Source organism: Pseudomonas sp. HB05 (genome assembly GCF_016756915.1).
GTDB classification, from domain to species: domain Bacteria; phylum Pseudomonadota; class Gammaproteobacteria; order Pseudomonadales; family Pseudomonadaceae; genus Aquipseudomonas; species Aquipseudomonas alvandae.
Window position 1 is genome coordinate 1 of sequence record NZ_JAESPG010000004.1, and the last position, 21605, is coordinate 21605.

General features: G+C 60.9%; 19 protein-coding genes. 7 read left to right on the forward strand and 12 right to left on the reverse strand.

Features of this window, described 5'->3' with window-relative positions:
- Window positions 1-151 precede the first annotated feature (151 nt).
- From JMN22_RS05700 to gpmI, 4 genes are all read right to left on the reverse strand, one after another.
- Window positions 152-931 carry a divergent polysaccharide deacetylase family protein gene (locus JMN22_RS05700; RefSeq protein WP_198797371.1) on the reverse strand — a complete coding sequence of 260 codons (780 nt, stop codon included), beginning with the start codon at window positions 929-931 and terminating at the stop codon, window positions 152-154.
- A gap of 1 nt (window position 932) precedes the next feature.
- Window positions 933-2249, reverse strand: coding sequence for a S41 family peptidase (locus tag JMN22_RS05705; RefSeq protein WP_198797372.1), 1317 nt, complete (start codon window positions 2247-2249; stop codon window positions 933-935).
- A gap of 32 nt (window positions 2250-2281) precedes the next feature.
- Complete coding sequence (locus tag JMN22_RS05710) at window positions 2282-3574, reverse strand: murein hydrolase activator EnvC family protein (RefSeq protein ID WP_198797373.1); 1293 nt, start codon at window positions 3572-3574, stop codon at window positions 2282-2284.
- A 254-nt stretch (window positions 3575-3828) separates the two neighbouring features.
- Window positions 3829-5358, reverse strand: coding sequence for a 2,3-bisphosphoglycerate-independent phosphoglycerate mutase (gene gpmI / locus JMN22_RS05715; RefSeq protein ID WP_198797374.1), 1530 nt, complete (start codon window positions 5356-5358; stop codon window positions 3829-3831).
- A 152-nt stretch (window positions 5359-5510) separates the two neighbouring features.
- On the opposite strand from gpmI, the gene JMN22_RS05720 reads away from it, so the two are divergent.
- Genes JMN22_RS05720 through secB form a run of 3 tightly spaced genes read left to right on the forward strand, consistent with a single transcriptional unit; the run spans window position 5511 to window position 6699 of the window.
- Window positions 5511-5924: a rhodanese-like domain-containing protein gene (locus tag JMN22_RS05720; protein ID WP_030141473.1), complete on the forward strand. Its 414-nt coding sequence runs from the start codon at window positions 5511-5513 to the stop codon at window positions 5922-5924.
- The gene (gene grxC, locus JMN22_RS05725) at window positions 5925-6179 is read left to right on the forward strand and encodes a glutaredoxin 3 (RefSeq protein WP_030141472.1); all 255 of its coding nucleotides are present in this window, start codon (window positions 5925-5927) and stop codon (window positions 6177-6179) included.
- A 37-nt stretch (window positions 6180-6216) separates the two neighbouring features.
- Window positions 6217-6699: a protein-export chaperone SecB gene (secB, locus tag JMN22_RS05730; protein ID WP_030141471.1), complete on the forward strand. Its 483-nt coding sequence runs from the start codon at window positions 6217-6219 to the stop codon at window positions 6697-6699.
- Between the two features lie 122 nt (window positions 6700-6821).
- Here the strand turns inward: secB and trmL are convergent, their stop codons facing one another.
- Window positions 6822-7277, reverse strand: a complete 456-nt coding sequence (trmL, locus tag JMN22_RS05735) for a tRNA (uridine(34)/cytosine(34)/5-carboxymethylaminomethyluridine(34)-2'-O)-methyltransferase TrmL (RefSeq protein ID WP_030141470.1) — start codon at window positions 7275-7277, stop codon at window positions 6822-6824.
- Between trmL and JMN22_RS05740 the strand changes: the two genes are divergently transcribed.
- Window positions 7276-7716, forward strand: a complete 441-nt coding sequence (locus tag JMN22_RS05740; RefSeq protein ID WP_030141469.1) for a hypothetical protein — start codon at window positions 7276-7278, stop codon at window positions 7714-7716. The two genes, trmL and JMN22_RS05740, sit on opposite strands and share 2 nt — an antisense overlap.
- Before the next feature lie 530 nt (window positions 7717-8246).
- Here JMN22_RS05740 and ntrC read toward each other — a convergent pair.
- From ntrC to glnA, 6 genes are all read right to left on the reverse strand, one after another.
- Window positions 8247-9683, reverse strand: coding sequence for a nitrogen regulation protein NR(I) (gene ntrC, locus JMN22_RS05745; protein ID WP_030141468.1), 1437 nt, complete (start codon window positions 9681-9683; stop codon window positions 8247-8249).
- Entirely contained in the window at window positions 9680-10765 is a 1086-nt protein-coding gene (gene glnL, locus JMN22_RS05750) for a nitrogen regulation protein NR(II) (RefSeq protein ID WP_030141467.1), read from the reverse strand. Before glnL ends, ntrC begins: the two co-directional genes overlap by 4 nt.
- Window positions 10766-11019: 254 nt before the next feature.
- A complete protein-coding gene (locus JMN22_RS05755; protein WP_198797375.1) occupies window positions 11020-11646 on the reverse strand; it encodes a DUF4124 domain-containing protein in 627 nt (208 codons plus the stop codon).
- Complete coding sequence (locus JMN22_RS05760; RefSeq protein WP_198797376.1) at window positions 11643-12161, reverse strand: DUF4124 domain-containing protein; 519 nt, start codon at window positions 12159-12161, stop codon at window positions 11643-11645. Before JMN22_RS05760 ends, JMN22_RS05755 begins: the two co-directional genes overlap by 4 nt.
- A 194-nt stretch (window positions 12162-12355) precedes the next feature.
- Entirely contained in the window at window positions 12356-12913 is a 558-nt protein-coding gene (locus JMN22_RS05765) for a chorismate mutase (RefSeq protein ID WP_198797377.1), read from the reverse strand.
- A 121-nt stretch (window positions 12914-13034) separates the two neighbouring features.
- Window positions 13035-14441, reverse strand: coding sequence for a type I glutamate--ammonia ligase (gene glnA, locus JMN22_RS05770; RefSeq protein ID WP_030141463.1), 1407 nt, complete (start codon window positions 14439-14441; stop codon window positions 13035-13037).
- 328 nt (window positions 14442-14769) lie between these two features.
- Between glnA and thiI the strand changes: the two genes are divergently transcribed.
- Window positions 14770-16224, forward strand: coding sequence for a tRNA uracil 4-sulfurtransferase ThiI (gene thiI, locus JMN22_RS05775; RefSeq protein WP_198797378.1), 1455 nt, complete (start codon window positions 14770-14772; stop codon window positions 16222-16224).
- A 134-nt stretch (window positions 16225-16358) separates the two neighbouring features.
- Entirely contained in the window at window positions 16359-18179 is a 1821-nt protein-coding gene (gene typA / locus JMN22_RS05780) for a translational GTPase TypA (RefSeq protein ID WP_198797379.1), read from the forward strand.
- A gap of 223 nt (window positions 18180-18402) precedes the next feature.
- On the opposite strand, the gene JMN22_RS05785 is transcribed toward typA, so the two are convergent.
- Window positions 18403-18840 (reverse strand): YkgJ family cysteine cluster protein, encoded by a 438-nt coding sequence (locus JMN22_RS05785; protein ID WP_024778075.1) that lies wholly within the window; start codon window positions 18838-18840, stop codon window positions 18403-18405.
- Between the two features lie 254 nt (window positions 18841-19094).
- On the opposite strand from JMN22_RS05785, the gene JMN22_RS05790 reads away from it, so the two are divergent.
- Window positions 19095-21545 carry a glycogen/starch/alpha-glucan phosphorylase gene (locus JMN22_RS05790; RefSeq protein WP_030141460.1) on the forward strand — a complete coding sequence of 817 codons (2451 nt, stop codon included), beginning with the start codon at window positions 19095-19097 and terminating at the stop codon, window positions 21543-21545.
- Window positions 21546-21605 lie beyond the last annotated feature (60 nt).

Below are 21605 nucleotides of genomic sequence, written 5' to 3' on the forward strand. Positions count from 1 at the left end.
CGAAATCATATCGCCCTTAAGAGGTGTCCGGAATTATTAGGCCAGTTCAAGCTCGCTCCCACAAAGTTGCCAGGGTATTCACAGATGCGGTGGCCGCCACAGATTCGATGTGGGAGCGAGCCTGCTCGCGATGAAGGCAACGCGCTCGTCGCTACCGATAAACCCCATCTTTCCCATGCCCAACCATCGCCCGGTTGCTGCGCAGGCTGATCATCGACTTGATGTCGATCCATTCGATGCCCTGGGCCTTGAGCTTGGGCAGTTCGCGTTCGAGCACGGCCAGGGTCTGCGGGTAGGGGTGGCCGATCATCACGGCCGAGCCTTGCCGGCGGGCCAGGTCGATGGCGGTCTGGAGCTGATGGGCGATGGCGGCTTCGGTGCGCTCGTCATCGAGGAATACATCCCGCGACACGCTGGCGAGGCCGATCTTCTGCGCTTCGGCGGCAGCGACGGTCTGGGCGCTGGTGCGGCTGTCGACGAAAAACTTGTGCCGCTGCTGCAGATTCGCCATCAACCACGCCATGGCTTGGGGCTGGGCGGTCATGCGGCTGCCCATGTGGTTGTTGATGCCGGAGGTGTAGGGTACGGCGGCAAACGCGGCGTCGAGGCGCTTGCCCAGTTCTTCGATGGGCAAATCCGGATGCCAGGCGAACGGCCCGGTGGCCGGGTCCATGGGCATATGCAGCATGACCAGCTTGCCGGCGCGATGGGCCTCGCGGGCGAATTCGGCGGCGTGGGGCGTGTCAGGCATGATCGCGGCGGTGACCGGGCCGGGGAGGGCCAGGACCTGGCGATCCCGAGGCAGGTTTTGCCCCAGGTCGTCGATGATCAGGCTCAGGTAAGCCTTGTGCGGCGAGGAGGGTGTGGCGGGGGCCGCGTCAACGGCCCCCGCCAGCAGGCACAGCAGGATGAAGAGGCAACGCAGGCCCATCTCAGCGGCCGGACGTGATGTTCAATCCTTTGAGCAGGCTCAAGGCCTGTGCCAACTGATAATCGTCATCCTGCGGCATCGGCTTGGCCTTGGCACCGGAACCGGTCGGTTTGTCGGCGCCGCCGTTGCCATTGCCCAGGTGACCTTGCAGGTCGGCTTCCTTGAAGTACTCGCTGTCCGCCTCGCTGGTGATCTTGGCCTTGCGCACTTCGATGTCTGGGACGATGCCCTGGGCCTGGATGGAGCGGCCATTCGGTGTGAAGTACAGCGCGGTGGTGATCTTCAGGGCGCGGTCGTTGTTCAGCGGCAACACGGTCTGCACCGAGCCCTTGCCGAAGCTGGTGGTGCCCATGACCACGCCGCGCTTCTGATCCTGCAGGGCGCCGGCGACGATTTCCGAAGCCGAGGCGCTGCCGCCATTGATCAGCACCACCAACGGCACGGCTTCGCTCAGGTCGTTGCCGGTGGCCGAGAAGCGCAGTTCGGAATTGGCGATGCGACCCTTGGTGTAGACGATCAAGCCCTTGGTGATGAAGTGGTCCACCACTTCCACCGCTGATTGCAGCACGCCGCCGGGGTTGTTGCGCAGGTCCAGGACCAGGCCGTTGAGTTTCTTGCCGTTGTCCTTGCGCAGCTTGGCCAGGGCCTTGGCGACTTCTTCGCCGGTCTTGACCTGGAATTGGGTGATGCGGATGTAGCCGTAGCCTGATTCCAGCAGTTGGCTCTTCACGCTCTTGACCTGGATGACCGCCCGCGTGAGCGTCACGTCGAACGGCGTGCCACCGTCGCGTACCAGGGTCAGGGTGATCTTCTGGCCGATCTTGCCGCGCATCTTGTCCACGGCTTCGGTCATGCTCTGGCCGCGTGTCGGTTGGCCGTTGATCTTGACGATGAAGTCACCGGCCTGGATGCCGGCCTTGGAAGCAGGGGTGTCGTCGATGGGCGAGACGACTTTGACGAAGCCGTCTTCGCTGCCGACCTCTATACCCAGGCCGCCGAATTCGCCGCTGGTGCTTTCCTGCAGCTCGGCAAAGTCGTCCGGCCCCAGGTAGGCGGAGTGCGGGTCAAGGTTGCTGAGCATGCCCTTGATGGCGTTTTCCAGCAGCATCTTGTCGTCCACCGGTTCGACGTACGCGGCTTTGATCCGGTCCATGACCTCGGCAAAGGTGCGCAGTTCGTCCAGCGGCAACGGTGCCTTGGTAGTCGCGGCCGTGGCGGCGGGTGCCGACGGGGCCGGCTCGGCGGCGAAAGCCAGGGGCGCGCCGATCACGAGGGCGATCGTCAGGGCCAGCGAGGTGAGGCGGGACAAATGCAGCATGTCGAACGAACTCCTGAGTTGGATGGGCGCGCTTATCCTTGCGCACGACACCATTGGGCCGGGTCACTGGGGCGACCCTGCTGGCGAATAGCGAAATACAGTGCTGGCGTATCCTGCCCGCCACTGTTGCCGACCGTTGAGATGGACTCGCCGGCCTTGACCACATCCCCCGCCGATTTGAGCAGGGTCTGGTTGTGGCCGTAAAGGCTCAGGTATCCATTGCCGTGATCGAGGATCACCAGCAAGCCGGCGCCGCGCAGCCAATCGGCAAACACCACACGCCCGCCATGTACGGCATGCACCTGGCTTCCGGCGGAGGCGCTGATCATCACGCCGTCCCACTTGGTGCGGGTATCGTCGCCGCGGGTTTCACCGAAGCGCGCAAGTAATCGACCATTGACCGGCCATGGAAGTTTGCCTCGGGCCGAAGCAAAAGCGCCGCCGAAGGTTTCACCGTCACTGGAAACCAGTGCGCCGGGGCTGGATTTTGCAGATTTGCGCGGTGCGTCGCCGGCGTCCGCGTCGGCCTGGGCTTCACGTAACCGCTTTTTTTCGGCTTCCTGCTGGGCGATCAGCGCTTTCTGGCGCGCTTCTTCTGCCTCACGGGCCTGGCGAGCCAGGGTTTCTTCGATGGTTTTCAACACATTGGCCAGTTCGGCCTGGTCTTGCTCGCGGGCCTTGAGCTTGCTGTCTCGGGCCTTTACGTCATCGTTGAGCTTGGCCAGGGCCACCTGGCGCTCCTTGCGGACCTTTTCGAGTTCTTCGCGCTGGGTGTCGAGGCTGCTTTTCTGCACCAGCAACTGGGCTTGCTGCAACTCGATGTCTTTTTCGACATTGGCCAGCTGGCGCAGGGTTTCGTTGAAGTTCTTGAGCTGCTCCAGGCGGGCCTGGCTCAGGTAGTCGTAATAAGTGAGGGTGCGGGCGAATTTCTCGGGGTTCTGCTGGTTGAGCAGCAGCTTGAGGTATTCCTGGCGCCCGTTCTGGTAGGCCGCCCGAGCCTGGATGGCGATCAGCTTTTGCTGTTCAGTGCGCGCGCTCTGGAGTTTTTTTTTCTCACCATCGAGTCGCTGCAGCTCGGATTCGCTTTTCTTCAGTTCTTTCTGCAGGGCGTCGACCTGCTTTTCCAGCTTGCCCATCTCGGTCTCGGTGCCGCGCAGGTCTTTCTGCACGCTGGATTTTTCTTCCTGCAGCTTGTTCAGCAGCTTTTTCAGCTCGGCAATGTCCTGGCGCGTGGCTTCCAACTGTTGTTGGGTTTGCGCGCGCTCGTCGGCGAAGGCCGGTTGGAGCAGGCAGGTCAGGGCAAGGGCTATCAGGACGCGAAGCATAGAGGCGGGCGACACCAGGGAAAGGGACGGCCTAGTATGCCCGCCCCACGCTGCAAAAAAAACGCCCATTTGGGGCTGTGTGATAACTGGCCGAAAAAACACCAAAAACCATTGTGGGAGCGAGCTTGCTGTGGCGAGGGAGCTTGCTCCCGCTGGGCTGCGAAGCAGCCCCTCGACAAGATCAAGCCAGAAGCATCTGCGACGGGAGCAAGCTCCCTCGCCACAAAAGCCCTGCTCAATGCTGCGACGCCTGGTCAGACCAGGATCGAGGTCCCGGTCATCTCCGCCGGCTTTTCCATGCCCAGCAACATCAGCATGGTCGGGGCCACGTCAGCCAGCACGCCGCCGTCACGGACCTTGAAATCGCGCTTGCCGACATAGATGAACGGCACCGGCTCGGTGGTATGGGCGGTGTGGGCCTGGCCGGTGGACTCGTCGGACATCTGCTCGACGTTGCCATGGTCCGCCGTGATCAGGGCTTCGCCACCGACTTTCTCCAGGGCGTCGACGATGCGACCCACGCAAGTGTCCAGGCATTCCACCGCCTTGACCGCTGCGTCGAACACGCCGCTGTGGCCGACCATGTCGCCGTTGGCGTAGTTCACCACGATCACGTCGTAGCGCTGGTTCTCGATGGCATCGACGATGCGGTCGGTCACTTCCGGCGCGCTCATTTCCGGCTGTAGGTCGTAGGTGGCGACTTTCGGCGATGGGATCAGGATGCGTTCTTCGCCTGGGAAGGGTTCTTCACGGCCGCCGGAGAAGAAGAATGTCACGTGGGCGTACTTTTCGGTTTCGGCGATGCGCAGCTGGGTCTTGCCGTTTTTCGCCAGGTAATCGCCCAGCACGTTTTCCAGGCTGCCGGCGGCGAAGGCCGATGGCGCGGGAATGCTGGCGGCGTATTGGGTCAGCATCACGAAACCGGCCAGTTTCGGCTGGCGGGCGCGCTCGAACTCCTTGAAATCGTCTTCGACGAATACACGGGTCAATTCGCGGGCTCGGTCGGCGCGGAAGTTCATGAACACCACGGCGTCGCCGTCCTCGACTTTTACCGGCTCGCCGATAGTGGTGGCCTTGACGAATTCGTCGCTTTCGCCGCGTTCATAGGCGGCTTGCAGGCCTTCTTGGGCGGTGGCGGCGTGGAATTCGGCATTGCCGTCGACGATCAGGTTGTAGGCCTGGGCGACGCGGTCCCAGCGATTGTCACGGTCCATGGCGAAGTAGCGGCCGATCAGGCTGGCAATCCGGCCCTTGCCCAGCGCCTTGAAGGTGTCGTCCAGCAACGTGATCGACGACTCGGCGCTCTTCGGCGGCGTGTCGCGACCGTCGAGGAAGGCGTGCAGGTAGATGTTTTGGGCGCCGCGCTTGGCGGCCAATTCGGCCATGGCGACCAGGTGATCCTGGTGGCTGTGCACACCGCCATCGGACAGCAGGCCCATGAAATGCACGGCCTTGCCGGCGGCCACGGCTTTATCCACCGCGGCGCAGATGGTCGGGTTCTCGAAGAATTCGCCATCGCGGATCGACTTGGTCACCCGGGTGAAATCCTGATACACCACGCGGCCCGCGCCAAGGTTCATGTGGCCGACTTCGGAGTTGCCCATCTGCCCGTCGGGCAGGCCTACATCCATGCCGCTGCCGGAGATCAAGCCGTTCGGCACGGTGGCCCACAGGCGATCCAGTACAGGCTTGCTGGCCGCGTATACGGCGTTGGATTCGTGGCTGTCACTGTGACCGAAGCCGTCCAGAATCATCAGGACCAAAGGTTTAGGCGTGGTAGTCATGGAATCCACTCGTGGCTGGTTGAAAGAAGACGATGGAAAAGGGACGGGCAGTTTAAAGGTAAGTTCCGGTGCCGTCACCGCCGGGCGGGGTTTGGCCGGCCTTGTGTGCTGTGTATACTGGCCGACATTTTAACGCCCTGGAACCTCCTTCGATGGTTGCTCACCTGATTCAATTTGCCACTAACCACTACATTCTCGTCGGTATCTTCGTCGTACTGTTGGCGTTGCTGTTGGCCCATACGATGCAGGGCGGCGGACGCAGCCTGAGCACTGGCGAGCTGACCGCGCTGGTCAACAAGGATGCCGGCGTGGTGGTCGATATCCGCCCGAGCAAGGAATACGCCGCCGGTCACATTGTCGGCGCGCTGAACATTCCGCAGGACAAACTGATCGCGCGCGTTGGCGAACTGGAAAAGCACAAGGCCAAGACGCTGATCCTGGTGGACGCCCAAGGCCAGCAGGCCGGTACCCTTGCCCGCGAACTGATGAAGTCCGGCTTCACTGCCGCCAAACTGTCCGGTGGCGTTGCGAGCTGGAAAGCCGACAATCTGCCCCTGGTGAAGTGAATGCCCCACGTAGTTGTCTACTCCAGCGATTACTGCCCCTATTGCTCCCGAGCCAAGCACTTGCTCCAGAGCAAAGGCGTGGCTTTCGAAGAGATCAAGGTCGACGGCAAGCCGCAACTGCGCGCCGAAATGACCCAGAAGGCCCGGCGTACCTCCGTGCCGCAGATCTGGATCGGCGACACCCACGTGGGCGGTTGCGATGATCTGTACGCCCTGGAGCGCGCCGGCAAGCTCGACGCGCTGCTCAAGGCCTGAATTCCTATCAACAGAACTGAAGTAAGAAGGATCTGCGATGACTGACCAACAGAACACTGCTGCCACTGAAGAAGAAGCCGCACCGCAATTCTCCTTGCAGCGCATTTATGTCCGCGACCTGTCCTTCGAGGCCCCGAAAAGCCCGGCGATCTTTCGCCAGCAGTGGGAGCCGAGCGTAGGCCTGGACCTGAACACCCGTCAGAAAGCCCTGGAAGACGATTTCCACGAAGTGGTGCTGACCCTGTCGGTTACCGTGAAAAACGGTGACGAAGTGGCTTTTATCGCCGAAGTGCAACAGGCCGGGATCTTCCTGATCAAGAACCTCGATGCCGCTTCGATGAGCCACACCCTGGGCGCGTTCTGCCCCAACATCCTGTTCCCGTACGCTCGCGAAACCCTGGACAGCCTGGTGACCCGCGGTTCGTTCCCGGCCCTGATGCTGGCCCCGGTGAACTTCGATGCCCTGTACGCGCAAGAGCTGCAGCGCATGCAAGAGGAAGGCGGCGCGACCGTTCAGTAAACGGTCGACGCAAGTCCAATGTGGGAGCGGGCTTGCTCGCGAAGGCTATGGGTCAGTGACATTGATGCCAACTGACACTCCGTCTTCGCGAGCAAGCCCGCTCCCACATTTGTTATGCGGTGTTATTGAAAGCCGTTCTGCCGCCACGCCTCGTAAACCGCTACCGCCACGGTGTTGGACAGGTTCAGGCTGCGACAGCCTTCGCGCATCGGCAGGCGCAAGCGTTGCTCCGCCGGCAGGGCGTCGAGCACTTCGGCTGGCAGGCCGCGGCTCTCGGGGCCGAACAGGAACGCATCACCGGCGACGAAGCTGGCGTCATGGAACGGCCGCGAGCCCTTGGTAGTGAAAGCGAACAGGCGTGGATGCCCCAGGCTCTCCAGGCAACTGGCCAGGTCGGCGTGCCGCTGCAAAGTGGCATACTCGTGATAGTCGAGGCCGGCGCGGCGCAGGCGCTTGTCGTCCATGTCGAAGCCCAGCGGTTCGATCAAATGCAGGTGGCAGCCACTGTTGGCGCACAGCCTGATGACGTTGCCGGTATTCGGCGGGATTTCCGGTTGAAAAAGGATGACGTGAAACATGCACGGCTCCGCAGATGAAGATGAGCGGCATTCTACGCCGCAAACTGATCGACGTTCGAAGCTAATGCCTCGGGTGATGGGCTCGTTGGCGATTTTCGGCATGATGATCGGGTTGATGATCGGCCGCCTGACCACACCCGAGCCGAGCGTGCTGCAGCAGGTCGAGGTCACCAACGGCGGGCTGGTAGCCTGGTTCAACAACGAACCCAAGTTGCACGGGGAAATCATCGACGGCTCGGTGGCGCTGTTGTTCGACGCAGAGGGGTCACCGCAGAAGGGCCAGCTCAAGCTCAACGGCAAGGACGTGAATTGGCGGGTGCGGTTGAGTGACAAGGGCTTGTTGCTGACGCTGGTGGCGGCGCGTTCGTTGCGAGGGGAGTGGGCCGGCAGCGAAGTCGATGACCGCTGGCGGCTGGAGATCCGTCTCCAGGAGCAATAAAAGAGGGAATCCCCGGCCTGCCTGTACCAAGGTCCCCAAAACGGGAGGGCTCGCGCTCGGCGCAGGGCCCTGGGTGTAAAGAAGGGAAACCTTGACCTGCCTGTATCAAGGCCCCCAAAACAGTGGGCTAGATGAGCCCGGTATAAAAGAGGGGAATCCCCGGCCTGCCTGTACCAAGGTCCCCAAAACTGGGTAGTGATCTAGCTATTGCAGGGGGCGTGCCAGTTTTAAACGGCTTGTCACAAAAACATTGTTGTAGATGCGCAAAGCCCCGTAATCCGGGGCTTTTGCTTTTGTTTGTGCGGTTTTTTTCGAACTGGGTCGATTGGTTTTGGCTGGAGGTGCATGTGCAATTGCGGTTCGTAGTGCATTGATGCGGTGCACGAAGCTTTTAAAAGCATCGTCGGATCGCCGCCCGGAGCAAGCTCGCTCCCACAGGACGGCGGTGATAGTCGCAACACCGCAAAACCTTGTGGGAGCGAGCTTGCTCGCGATTGGGCCTTCAAATTCAGCGAAGGGTCAAAGGCTGATCAGCCCTCATCCCCCTCGTCATCATCCCCGCCATCAACCTTCATCCCCAATTCCTTGATCTTGCGGGTCAAGGTATTGCGGCCCCAGCCCAGCAGCACGGCGGCGTCGCGGCGGCGGCCGGCGGTGTGCTTGAGAGCGGTTTCGATCATGATGCGTTCGAAGCTCGGCACGGCGCTGTCCAGAAGGCTCGATTGGCCGCGGGCCAGCGCCTGGTCAGCCCACTGGCGCAGGGCCTGTTCCCAGTTGGTCACCGGCGCCGAATCCTGTGGCAGGCTCAACAGTTCCGGTGGCAGGTCGCTGATATGCACTTCGCGACCCGACGCCATCACCGTGATCCAACGGCAAGTGTTCTCCAACTGACGGACGTTGCCGGGCCATGGCAGGTTCTTGAGGTATTCCTCGGTTTCGTTCTTGAGCAGCTTGGGCTCGACCGCCAGTTCCTGGGCCGCGCGGCCGAGGAAGTGCCGGGCGAGGGTCGGGATGTCTTCGCGACGGTCCGCCAGGCGCGGAATATGGATACGGATCACGTTCAGGCGATGGAACAAGTCTTCCCGGAACTTGCCGGCGTGGACCAGGGTTTCCAGGTTCTGGTGGGTCGCGGCGATGATCCGTACATCGACCTTGACCGGTGTATGCCCGCCTACTCGATAGAACTCGCCATCGGCCAGTACGCGCAGCAAGCGAGTCTGGGTGTCAGCGGGCATGTCGCCGATTTCATCGAGGAACAGCGTGCCACCGTCGGCTTGCTCGAAACGTCCGCGTCGCAGGTTGGCGGCACCAGTGAACGCGCCTTTCTCATGGCCGAACAGCTCGGATTCCATCAGGTCCTTCGGGATCGCCGCCATGTTCAACGCAATAAACGGCGACGCCGCCCGCGGGCTGTGGCGGTGCAGGGCGTGGGCAACCAATTCCTTACCAGTGCCCGACTCGCCGTTGATCAACACGGTGATATTGGAATGGCTCAGGCGGCCGATGGCGCGAAACACTTCCTGCATCGCCGGCGCTTCGCCGATGATTTCCGGCGTGCGGGCCAGGGCCGGCACTTCTTCCAGGCCTTGTTGTTCCTGGGCGTGCTGGTTGGCGCGCTTGACCAGGGACACGGCTTCGTCGACATCGAACGGCTTGGGCAAGTATTCGAACGCACCGCCCTGGTAGGACGCGACGGCGCTGTCCAGGTCGGAGTGGGCGGTCATGATGATCACCGGCAGCCGTGGGTGCTGCTCGCGAATCCGCGCCAGCAGGTCCAGGCCACTGGCGCCGGGCATGCGGATGTCGGAGATGATGACGTCCGGCTGCTGACGGGCCAGGCGGCTCATCACCCCGTCGGCGCTGTCGAAGCTCTGGGTGGTCATGCCTTCCTGTTGCAAGGCTTTTTCCAGGACCCAGCGGATAGAACGGTCGTCATCGACGATCCACACGGTTTCACTACGGCTCATGTCGATGTGGCTCCTTGTTCCAGTGGCAGGAAGATCGAGAAAGTGGTGTGGCCGGGGTGGCTTTCACATTCGATCAAGCCCTGATGCTGACTGATGATGTTCTGGGTGATGGACAGCCCCAGCCCGGTACCGTCCGGGCGGCCGCTGACCATGGGAAAGAAGATGGTTTCCTGCAGTTCCTGGGGAATGCCTGGGCCGTTGTCGATGATCTCGATCTTGGTCACCAGGCGATGGCGCACATGGCCGATGGTGAACTGGCGCATGGCTCGGGTGCGCAGGCTGATGCGACCCAGGCGCAGCTCGTTCTGGCTGCTGATGGCCTGCATGGCGTTGCGCACGATGTTCAGCACCGCCTGGATCATCTGTTCGCGGTCGATCAAGACGTCGGGAATGCTCGGGTCATAGTCGCGCACCAACGTGATGCAGCCCTGGCTTTCGGCTTCGACCAGGCTGCTGACGCGTTCCAAGACTTCGTGGACGTTGCACAACGCCAGCGAGGGCAGCTTGTTCGAGCCGAGCATGCGGTCCACCAGGTTTCGCAGGCGGTCGGCTTCTTCGATGATGACGTTGGTGTAGTCCTTGAGGCTCTCTTCCGGCAGTTCCCGGGCAAGCAGCTGTGCCGCGCCGCGAATGCCGCCGAGCGGATTCTTGATCTCGTGGGCGAGGCCGCGCACCAGCATCTTGCTGGTTTCCTGCTTGGAGATCTGCGCCTCTTCCTTGGTGATGCGCAGCAGGCGATCACGGGGATGGACTTCCAACAACAGCAGCGTCGCGTGGTTGTTCAGGATTGGCGTTACGGCGTAGTCGACGGTCAGCGTCTGGCCGGTCAGGGCGGTCAGCATCGCTTCGCGCTTGGTGAACGGATGCGCCTGTTCCACGGCCTGGCGCAGGGAATTGAGCGCTTCGGCGGACTCGGTAAACAGTTCGCTGATGAACTGCCCATGGCTGCGCTGGCCGCTGACGGCCAGGAGCATCTCCGCCGCCGGGTTCATGTACTCAAGGCGCAGTTCGGCGTCGAGCAGGATGGTCGCGGTGGTGAGATTGTCGAGCAGCAAGCGGTGTAGTGCGTCGCTAATGGTCATCAGGACCTCTTTTAAAGCGTAGCGATCGAGGGCAGGCCCCCAAATCGCGCGCGCGGTTAATGCGCTGATACCAGCAAAATGCAAAAACCAAACCAAGGCTCCGAAAAGAAGCGTTTAGAGCCTCAAAAGGCCTTTATTCGCCCAGTTGCGTGGCGTTCTGCCAGCTTTTTCGGGTACTTTCGAACCAAAATGGGATTTGAAACTGGGTAGCGTGCAGCGTATTGCACCAATATAGTGCGCGACCCTGGGCGGCTTTAGAAGAACGGCAGGATGCTGGGTTTTTCTTCTTCGGGTTTTTCAGCAAGGGGGCATTCGGGACGCTGGCCATAGTCGGCTATGGCGCAGGGCTTGACGCGGCGCTTCTGCGCCAGGGACATGCGTTGCATGTGGAAGGGTTGGTTGGCGGTGCGTTCGACGATACGGCCTTGCTCATCCAGGATTTCCACTGCCAGATGGTGGGTGCCCCGGTCGATGTTTTTCAAGGCAAATACCGGACTGGGCCCTGGCTCTGCGGTGGGCTTGCCGTCCAGCAGCAGACGGTAGCGGTGGCCTCTTTGCAGGCCGGGTTCGCTGGTCGCGGTGACGATCAGCTCCCCGGCGGTGCTGCGTATCGTGGCGTCCGGTTCGGGAATCAACAGTCGGAGCATCTCGTAACGGAACAAGGGCTCGGGTTGTGGCGATTCGACCGGCATTGTCGAGTTGATGCCGGCGGCGGGTGTCGGCATGCGATTACCGGGCGGCAGTTGTACTTTCCTGGCATTGCCGGGGCGTGGCTGGTCGGTGAAGACGCGATTGCCCTGGGCGTCGATGTAGGTGTAGACCTGCGCCAGGCCAGGCATTGCGATCAGCAACAGGCCAAGGGCGACCAGCGGGCGAATCATGGCAGGTGCACTCGCTGCACGGTGAAGGTGACGGTTTCGCTCTGCTGCACGAGACGTTCCCCGTCGATTACCTGGACCGCCAGACTGTGCTCGCCGCGATCGATATTCACCAGTTGCAGGCGCGGCACGTTGCTCGGCTGGCCGTAAGGCTGGCCGTCGAGCAGCAACCTGAACAGATGTGGGCTCTGCAAGCGTGGTTGCGACCTAACGCTGACGGTGAAAGTGCCGTTGTTGGCACGCAGGGCCTCTTCGGTGGGGATGTCGGTCAGCTCCAACAGCTCGTAGGCTTTGCGCGGCGCGTTGGTGTTTTCTGGCGTTGGGGGTGTGTCGGGGTTGATCGGGGCCTGGGTTTCAACGCTGTTGAGCGGTGGTAATTCCACGGCTTGAGCCGGTACCCCGTCAGGCGGCTGGTTGCTGTAGGCGGTGTTGCCGTCGGCGTCGGTGTATTTGTAGATCTGCGCGGCGGCGGGCAGCGTCAGCAGCAACAAGAGCAGGATTGAAAAACTGCGACCCATGGGAAAATCGACCGAAAACTAAAAGTGATGGGTGCAGCATAGGCCAGGGTGGATGGCTGGCCCAAATTGTTGTGCTGCTTACATCCTCTGTGGGAGCGGGCTTGCTCGCGAAGGCGGCGGCGCAGTCGATATTGATGCAAGCTGACACACCGCTTTCGCGAGCAAGCCCGCTCCCACAGGGGAAGGGAGGTGGCTCAGGATTTCGGGGAGATACAGAGCCCGGCGGTTGCCCGGATCAGGGCCAGCCGGTGTATCGGGTGCTGCTTGTTGTGGTGAGTGGCACGGGCCAGCCATTGCGGACACTGCGGGTCGGTGCGGTAGGGCGCGAAGTCGGCCAGTTGCTGCAGCAGGCGCTTTTGCAGGCGGTCGAGTTTGGGGCGGATCTCGCCCACCAGGTCCGGGCGTGGCAGATCCGGTGCCTTGCCCTCCAGGGCCCAGTCGGACAAGTTGACGTATTGGATAAATTTGTTGGCCTCTATCTGGGCGGCGAAAAACGTTTCCACGGTTTCACCGCTCAGCTTGTAGATCGGCGCCTGGGCTACGGCGGCGGCAATGACTTCACGTTCGCGCTGACGGTCTTCCACGGGTTTGCCGCTGTCCCATTTGCTCAGCGCCACTTGATCGGCGATCTGCAGGCGTTCGCCGATGGCATTGAGCAGCGGGGTCAGCGCTTCGGGGGCGTTGTTGGCCTCGGCTGTGGAACATAGCAGTGCTGCAGACAGGGCGAGGCAAATCTTCAAGCGGGAAGTCATTGGCAATCTCGTCTTGTGAGGGAAGCGGCGCATCATCATGCACGTAACCTGCGCCCATAAAAAAGGCCTCCCGAAGGAGGCCTCTCTTTAACTCACGCCGTGCGTGGCGGCGCTTACTGGATCAGCAGCTGTAGTACAGCTCGTATTCCAGTGGGTGTACGAAGGTGCGAACCTTGATTTCTTCTTCGCTTTTCAGTGCGATGTAAGCGTCGATGAAGTCATCGCTGAATACGCCGCCCTTGGTCAGGAACGCACGGCCCTTGTCCAGCTCTTCCAGGGCTTCTTTCAGGCTGCCACAAACCTGTGGGATTTCCTTGGCCTCTTCAGGCGGCAGGTCATACAGGTTCTTGTCAGCGGCATCGCCAGGGTGGATCTTGTTCTGGATACCGTCCAGGCCAGCCATCATCAGTGCAGCGAAGGCCAGGTAAGGGTTGGCAGCCGGATCCGGGAAGCGCGCTTCGATGCGGCGGGCTTTCGGGCTGTTCACGTAAGGAATACGGATCGAGGCGGAACGGTTGCGAGCCGAGTAGGCCAGCATCACCGGGGCTTCGAAGCCTGGCACCAGACGCTTGTAGGAGTTGGTCGACGGGTTGGTGAAGCCGTTCAGGGCCTTGCCGTGCTTGATGATGCCGCCGATGAAGTACAGGGCGGTGTCCGACAGGCCGGCATAACCTTCGCCAGCAAAGGTGTTCTTGCCGTCCTTGGAGATCGACATGTGCACGTGCATGCCCGAACCGTTGTCGCCGTACAGAGGCTTCGGCATGAAGGTCGCGGTGCGGCCGTAGGCGTCGGCAACGTTGTGTACGCAGTACTTCAGGGTCTGTACTTCGTCAGCCTTCTTCACCAGCGTGTTGAATTTCACGCCGATTTCGTTCTGGCCGGCAGTCGCCACTTCGTGGTGGTGAACTTCGACGGTCTGGCCCATTTCTTCCAGTGCGTTGCACATGGAGGTACGGATTTCGTGGTCGAAGTCGAACGGTGGAACCGGGAAGTAGCCACCCTTGATGCCTGGACGGTGGCCTTTGTTGCCGCCTTCCACGTCCTGGTCGGACATCCACGAACCTTGTTCGGAGAAGATCTTGAACATGGAGCCGGAGATGTCGGACTTGAACTTGACCGAGTCGAAGATGAAGAATTCGGGCTCTGGACCGAAGAAAGCGGTGTCGCCAATACCGGTGGACTTCAGGTATTCCTCGGCACGGTGGGCGATGGCGCGTGGGTCGCGGTCATAGCCTTGCATGGTCGAAGGTTCGATGATGTCGCAGACCAGGATCAGGGTCGGCTCTTCGGTGAACGGGTCCAGGACGGCAGTGCTGTCGTCCGGCATCAGGATCATGTCGGAGGCTTCGATGCCTTTCCAGCCGGAGATGGAGGAACCGTCGAACATCTTGCCGATTTCGAAGAATTCGTCGTCCAGTGCATCACGGGCCGGCATGGTCACGTGATGTTGAGTGCCTTTGGTGTCAGTGAAGCGCAGATCAATCCACTTGACGTCATGATCTTTGATGAGTTGAACCGACTTCGACATATGTCCTCCGGGTGGCTTCGGGCGGGTAGTGGAGTGCCCTTAGATATGGGTGATGCCGGCGCGAATACTCTGCCAAGGCAACCTGCCTCACAAGGGAGCAAATTGCATGCCAGTGCCCCACCATGGGTTTTTTGCACCAAATCCACGCTTTTAAAGGCGTAAATCCAAGATTGTCGGACAATAACGCACTGCAATGTGGCGCCGTCAATCAATAATGACCTGTTTTGGTGCATGCAAAACCATCTGCACATTAACTGGTTAAACCTTGAGCAATTTCCGCTATAATCCGCGCCCCCCTTTTTCGGCTGGCCGTTCGCGCGCTGTTTTCATGAAACTAATCGTAAAAGTCTTCCCCGAGATCACCATCAAGAGCCGCCCGGTACGGATGCGTTTCATCCGCCAGTTGGCCAAGAACATCCGTGCCGTGCTCCGTGACCTGGACCCGGCCGTGGTGGTGAATGGCGTGTGGGACAACCTCGAACTGGAAACCCGCGTCAGCGAACCCAAGCTGCTGAAGGAAATGACCGAGCGTCTGAGCTGCATGCCAGGCATCGCGCATTTCCTGCAGGTCGACGAATACCCGCTGGGGGACTTCGACGACATCCTCGCCAAATGCATGCTCCATTATGGTGATGCGCTGGCCGGCAAGATCTTTTCGGTACGCTGCAAGCGCGCCGGCAAGCACCCGTTCAGTTCGATGGACGTGGAACGTTATGTCGGCAGCCAGTTGCGCCGGCAGTGCGGCGCCGCCGGGATCTCCTTGAAGGATCCTGAAATTGAAGTGCGCATCGAGATTCGCGACCAGCGGTTGTTCGTGATCCACAGCCAGCACGACAGCATCGGTGGATACCCGCTGGGCTCGTTGGAGCAGACGCTGGTGTTGATGTCCGGTGGTTTCGACTCCACCGTCGCCGCCTACCAGATCATGCGTCGCGGCCTGATGAGCCATTTCTGCTTCTTCAATCTCGGCGGGCGCGCCCACGAATTGGGCGTAATGGAAGTGGCGCACTTCATCTGGAAGAAGTACGGCAGCTCCCAACGCGTGTTATTTGTGAGCGTGCCGTTCGAAGAAGTCCTGGGCGAGATTCTCGGCAAAGTCGATAACAGTCATATGGGCGTCATTTTGAAGCGTATGATGTTGCGTGCCGCGACGAGCATCGCCGACCGCCTGCACATCGACGCGCTGGTGACCGGCGAGGCGATTTCCCAGGTATCGAGCCAGACGTTGCCGAACCTGTCGGTGATCGACTGCGTGACCGAGAAACTCGTGCTGCGTCCGCTGATCGCCAGCCACAAGCAGGACATCATCGACACGGCCAACGAGATCGGCACCGTCGATTTTGCCCGGCACATGCCGGAGTATTGCGGGGTCATCTCGGTCAATCCGAAGACGGCGGCCAAGCGCGGTCGCGTGGAACACGAAGAGAAAGAATTCGACATGGCGGTACTCGAACGCGCGATCGAGAACGCCAGGCTGGTACCGATCGATCGGGTCATCGACGAATTGGGCCAGGACATCCAGATTGAAGAAGTCGGCGAAGCGCTGGCCGGTCAGATCATCATCGACATCCGTCATCCGGACGATGCTGAAGACGACCCGCTGAGCGTCGCCGGCGTCGAGGTACAAACGATGCCGTTCTATGCAGTGAACGCGCGTTTCAAGGAACTGGACCCTACTCGCCAGTACCTGCTGTATTGCGACAAAGGCGTGATGAGTCGCCTGCATGCCCACCATTTGCTCAGTGAGGGGCATGCCAATGTGCGCGTTTATCGACCGAGCTAAGTGCCCGGGGCTGTTTGCCTGTGGCCTGCGTCACCGGCCCCCCGACGCCGCCGACACGCTGTAACTGTCGGACTCTACTGTAAATCGCTGCCACGACCTGTCAGCACACCGAATCCTCTGATCGAGATACACAAGTGATCGAAAATCTACGCAACATCGCCATCATTGCTCACGTTGACCATGGTAAGACCACCCTGGTAGACAAACTCTTGCGTCAATCCGGCACCCTGGAGCGCAACGAGCTCAACGACGAGCGCGTGATGGACTCCAACGACCAGGAAAAAGAGCGCGGTATTACCATCCTGGCGAAAAACACCGCCATCAACTGGAACGGCTACCACATCAACATCGTGGACACCCCGGGCCACGCCGACTTCGGTGGTGAAGTAGAGCGCGTGATGTCGATGGTCGACTCCGTGCTGCTGCTGGTCGACGCCCAGGACGGCCCTATGCCGCAAACCCGTTTCGTGACCAAGAAGGCCTTCGAAGCCGGCCTGCGTCCGATCGTGTGCATCAACAAGGTTGACCGTCCAGGCGCGCGTCCGGACTGGGTCCTGGACCAGATCTTCGACCTGTTCGACAACCTGGGCGCCACCGAAGAACAGCTGGACTTCAAAGTCGTCTACGCCTCGGCCCTGAACGGTATTGCCGGTCTGGACCACACCGACATGGCTGAAGACATGACCCCGCTGTACCAGTCGATCGTCGACAACGTACCTGCGCCGAAAGTCGACCGTGACGGTCCGTTCCAGATGCAAATCTCCGCACTGGACTACAACAGCTTCCTGGGTGTTATCGGTGTTGGCCGTATCGCCCGTGGTCGCGTCAAGCCGAACACTCCAGTCGTGGCTATCGGCGCCGATGGCAAGCGTCGCAACGGTCGTATCCTGAAGCTGATGGGTCACCACGGTCTGCACCGTGTAGACGTCGAAGAAGCGGCTGCCGGCGACATCGTCTGCATCAGCGGCCTGGACTCGCTGTTCATCTCCGACACCCTGTGCCACCCGGACACCGTTGAAGCGATGAAGCCGTTGACCGTCGACGAGCCAACCGTTTCCATGACCTTCCAGGTAAACGACTCGCCATTCTGCGGTAAAGAAGGCAAGTTCGTGACGTCCCGTAACATCAAGGAGCGTCTGGACAAGGAGCTGCTGTACAACGTTGCACTGCGCGTTGAAGAAGGCGACTCGGCTGACAAGTTCAAGGTCTCCGGCCGTGGCGAACTGCACCTCTCGGTACTGATCGAAACCATGCGTCGCGAAGGCTTCGAAATGGCTGTAGGTCGTCCGGAAGTGATCATCCGCCTGGTTGACGGCGTGAAGCACGAACCGTTCGAAAACGTCACCATCGACCTGCCGGAAGAATCCCAGGGCAAGGTGATGGAAGAGATGGGCCTGCGTAAGGGCGACCTGACCAACATGGTGCCGGATGGCAAGGGCCGTGTACGCCTGGAATACAACATCCCTGCTCGCGGTCTGATCGGTTTCCGTAACCAGTTCCTGACCCTGACCAACGGTGCTGGCATCCTGACCTCGATCTTCGACCGTTACGACGTGATGAAGTCGGGCGACATGTCCGGTCGCCAGAACGGCGTTCTGGTTTCGGTTGAAACCGGCAAGGCACTGACCTACTCCCTGGAAACCCTCCAGGCGCGTGGCAAGCTGTTCGTTGAACACGGCCAGGAAATCTACGGTGGCCAGATCGTTGGTCTGAACAGCCGTGACAACGACCTGGGCGTGAACCCTACCAAGGGCAAGAAGCTCGACAACATGCGCGCTTCGGGCAAAGACGAAACCATCGCCCTGGTTCCACCTGTTCGCTTCACCCTGGAACAGGCCCTGGAATTCATCCAGGACGACGAGCTGTGCGAAGTGACGCCGAAGTCGATCCGCCTGCGCAAGAAGATCCTGGACGAAAGCGAGCGTACCCGCGCCGCCAAGAAAGCCAAGGCCTGATTGCTTTAGCCTCGGCTGAATGAAAAACGCCCCCGGTTGCGAGACCGGGGGCGTTTTTTTGTGCCTGGGATTTTATGTGGCGCCTGTAGGGCCCCATCGCGAGCAAGCTCGCTCCCACAGTGGATTTATGTCGGACACAAAATCTGTATCCGCTGAAAATCAACTGTGGGAGCGAGCTTGCTCGCGATGGCGACGGTTCAGGCGCTGCTGAATCAGCAATAGATCAAAACCGATCCAACGTCCGCGGATTCCGCTCGCGTTCCACTTCCTTGGGCTTGTACGCGCAATAGCCCGGCCGTGGCCCGACCCGTGGATGATTGCGGCAGGTGTCCGGGCGCTTCTCGTAAATGGTGCACAACCGGCTCTTGCGGTCCAGATACAGGCAGTCGTTGTTGCTCATGCGTTGCAACGTGAAGATTTCCGACTTCTGGTTGTAGCGCTCGACGATCCCTTCCTTTTGCAGGCGCTTGGCGATGTTTTTTGGCGGGTCGCCCAGTTCGAACTCATCGACGATGCCAATCCGGATCAGGTCCTTGATCTTGACCTCCACCGGCAGGGTACAGCAGCTCGACACGCAGGAACCGCACATCGGGGCGGAGTACTTGGCCCAGGTATCGAGTCGGTCGATCTCCGCGGCGGCGATCAGGTTGGGCTTCATCATCACGGTTTACCAGCATGCATCAGGGCGCGCGATCATACCGGGACTGGTGAAATTTTGAACGACCATCTGCCGGTTTTTTTTGCGTCCCGACAAAACCCGCCTGTACCGGCACGGCCCCTGCATTCATTCGTCCATCGGCAATTCCTTGGCGACGATTCTCCGGCACCAGGGGAAAAACCACCGAACCAAGAGCCTGTACCGTCTGTCAGACCGACTAGGCTCAGACAATTCCATGCTCGTTCGAGGTCTCATCAATGACTCAAGAACCACTTGTTCGCGAAGCTGAGGTTGCGGCATTTCGCGACGCCGTGTTGACCAAACTCACTTATGCCGTCGGCAAGGACCCCGATCATGCGTTTGATCACGATTGGTTCGAAGCCATAGCCCTTGCCGCCCGCGACCACATGGTCGAACACTGGATGGACCACACGCGGCAGATCTACCGCAAGGGCCAGAAGCGCGTCTACTACCTCTCCCTGGAATTCCTCATCGGTCGCTTGCTCTACGACAGCCTGAGCAACCTAGGCCTGCTGGACACGGCGCGCGAGGCCCTGACCGAGCTGGGCGTCGACCTGGAACGCATCCGCCTGCTGGAGCCCGACGCGGCCTTGGGCAACGGTGGCCTCGGTCGCCTGGCGGCGTGCTTCATGGAGAGCATGTCGACACTGGGCATCGCCGGCCATGGCTACGGTATTCGGTATGAGCACGGCTTGTTCCGCCAGGCGATTGTCGACGGCTGGCAGCAGGAGCAGACCGAGCACTGGCTGGATTTCGGCAACCCGTGGGAGTTCGAGCGGCCGGAAGTGGTCTACCCGATCGGCTTTGGTGGCAGCGTTGAAACCGTGACGGACGACAACGGCAAGACTCGTCAGGTCTGGTCTCCGGCCGAAACCGTGCGCGCCATTGCCTATGACACGCCGGTGGTGGGCTGGCGCGGTGCCAGTGTCAACACCCTGCGCTTGTGGCGCGCCCGGGCCGTGGAAGACCTGCACCTGGAGCGCTTCAATGCCGGCGACCACCTCGGCGCCGTGGCGGAAGTGGCCCGGGCCGAGAGTATTTCCCGCGTCTTGTACCCGGCCGACAGCACCGAGGCCGGCCAGGAATTGCGCCTTCGCCAGGAGTATTTCTTCGTCGCCGCCTCGCTGCAGGATTTGCTGCGCCGCCATCGCAACATGCACACCTCGGTGCTGACCCTGGGCGATCACGCGGCGATCCAGCTCAACGATACGCACCCGTCCATTGCCGTGGCCGAGCTGATGCGCCAATTGGTGGACGTCTACGACGTCGCGTGGGACGCGGCCTGGCAGATCACCCAGGACACGTTGTCCTACACCAACCACACGCTGCTGCCCGAAGCCCTGGAAACCTGGCCGGTGGGGCTGATGGAGCGGATGTTGCCCCGGCACATGCAGATCATCTACCTGATCAACGCCCAGCACATCGATTCGCTGCGGGCCAAGGGCGTGCACGATTTCGACGTGCTGCGCTCGGTGTCGTTGATCGAAGAGGACAACGGCCGCCGGGTACGCATGGGTAACCTGGCGTTCCTCGGTTCCCACAGCGTCAACGGCGTGTCCGGGTTGCATACCCAACTGATGCGCAGCACGGTGTTCTCCGAGCTGCACAAGCTCTATCCGGAGCGAATCAACAACAAGACCAACGGCATCACCTTCCGCCGCTGGTTGTTCCAGGCCAACGCCGAATTGACCTCGATGATGGTCGACGCCCTTGGCCCGAGCGTGCTCGACAATCCCGAGGAGCGCCTGATCGAGCTGGAGCCGTTCGCCGACAAACCGGCGTTTCGCAAGCAGTTCGCCGAACAGCGCCTGCACAGCAAGAAAGCCCTGGCCTACCTGATCCACGAGCGGCTGGGCATCGCCGTCAACCCGGCGGCGATGTTCGACGTGCAGGTCAAGCGGATCCACGAATACAAGCGTCAGTTGCTCAACCTGATGCACACTGTGGCGCTGTACCAGGCGATTCGTGCCGAGCCGGAAGTGGACTGGGTGCCGCGGGTGAAAATCTTCGCCGGCAAGGCCGCCGCCAGTTATCACCAGGCCAAGCTGATCATCAAGCTGACCAACGACATCGCCCGGGTGGTGAACAACGACCCGACCGTGCGCGGCTTGCTCAAAGTGGTGTTCCTGCCCAACTACAACGTCAGCCTGGCCGAAAGCATCATCCCGGCGGCGGACTTGTCGGAGCAGATTTCCACGGCCGGTTTCGAAGCCTCGGGCACCAGCAACATGAAGTTCGGCCTCAACGGCGCGCTGACCATCGGCACCATGGACGGCGCCAACGTGGAAATGCACGAGCGTGTCGGCGGTGACCATATGTTCATCTTCGGCCTGACCGCCGAGCAGGTGGAAGCGCGCAAGCGCAACGGTGAATTCAGCGCCGCGCCGGACATCGCCGCGTCCCATCGCCTTGGCGATGTATTGCAAGCGATTCGTGGTGGCGTCTTCTCGCCGGATGACCCGATGCGCTACACCGGGCTGGTGGATTCGCTGGTGGATTACGACCGCTTCCTGGTCTGTGCCGATTTCGACGCGTACTGGAACGCCCAGGCCAAGGTCGAAGAGAAGTGGCACGACTCCAAGCAATGGTGGCGCTCGGCGGTGCTCAATACCGCGCGCATGGGCTGGTTCTCCTCTGACCGGACCATCCGCGAATACGCCACCGACATCTGGAAGGCGCTGGAGTAAACGTTGCAAGAAATGTGAGCGAAGCCCAACGGCGGTTGGGCTTCGTCGATATACTAAGCG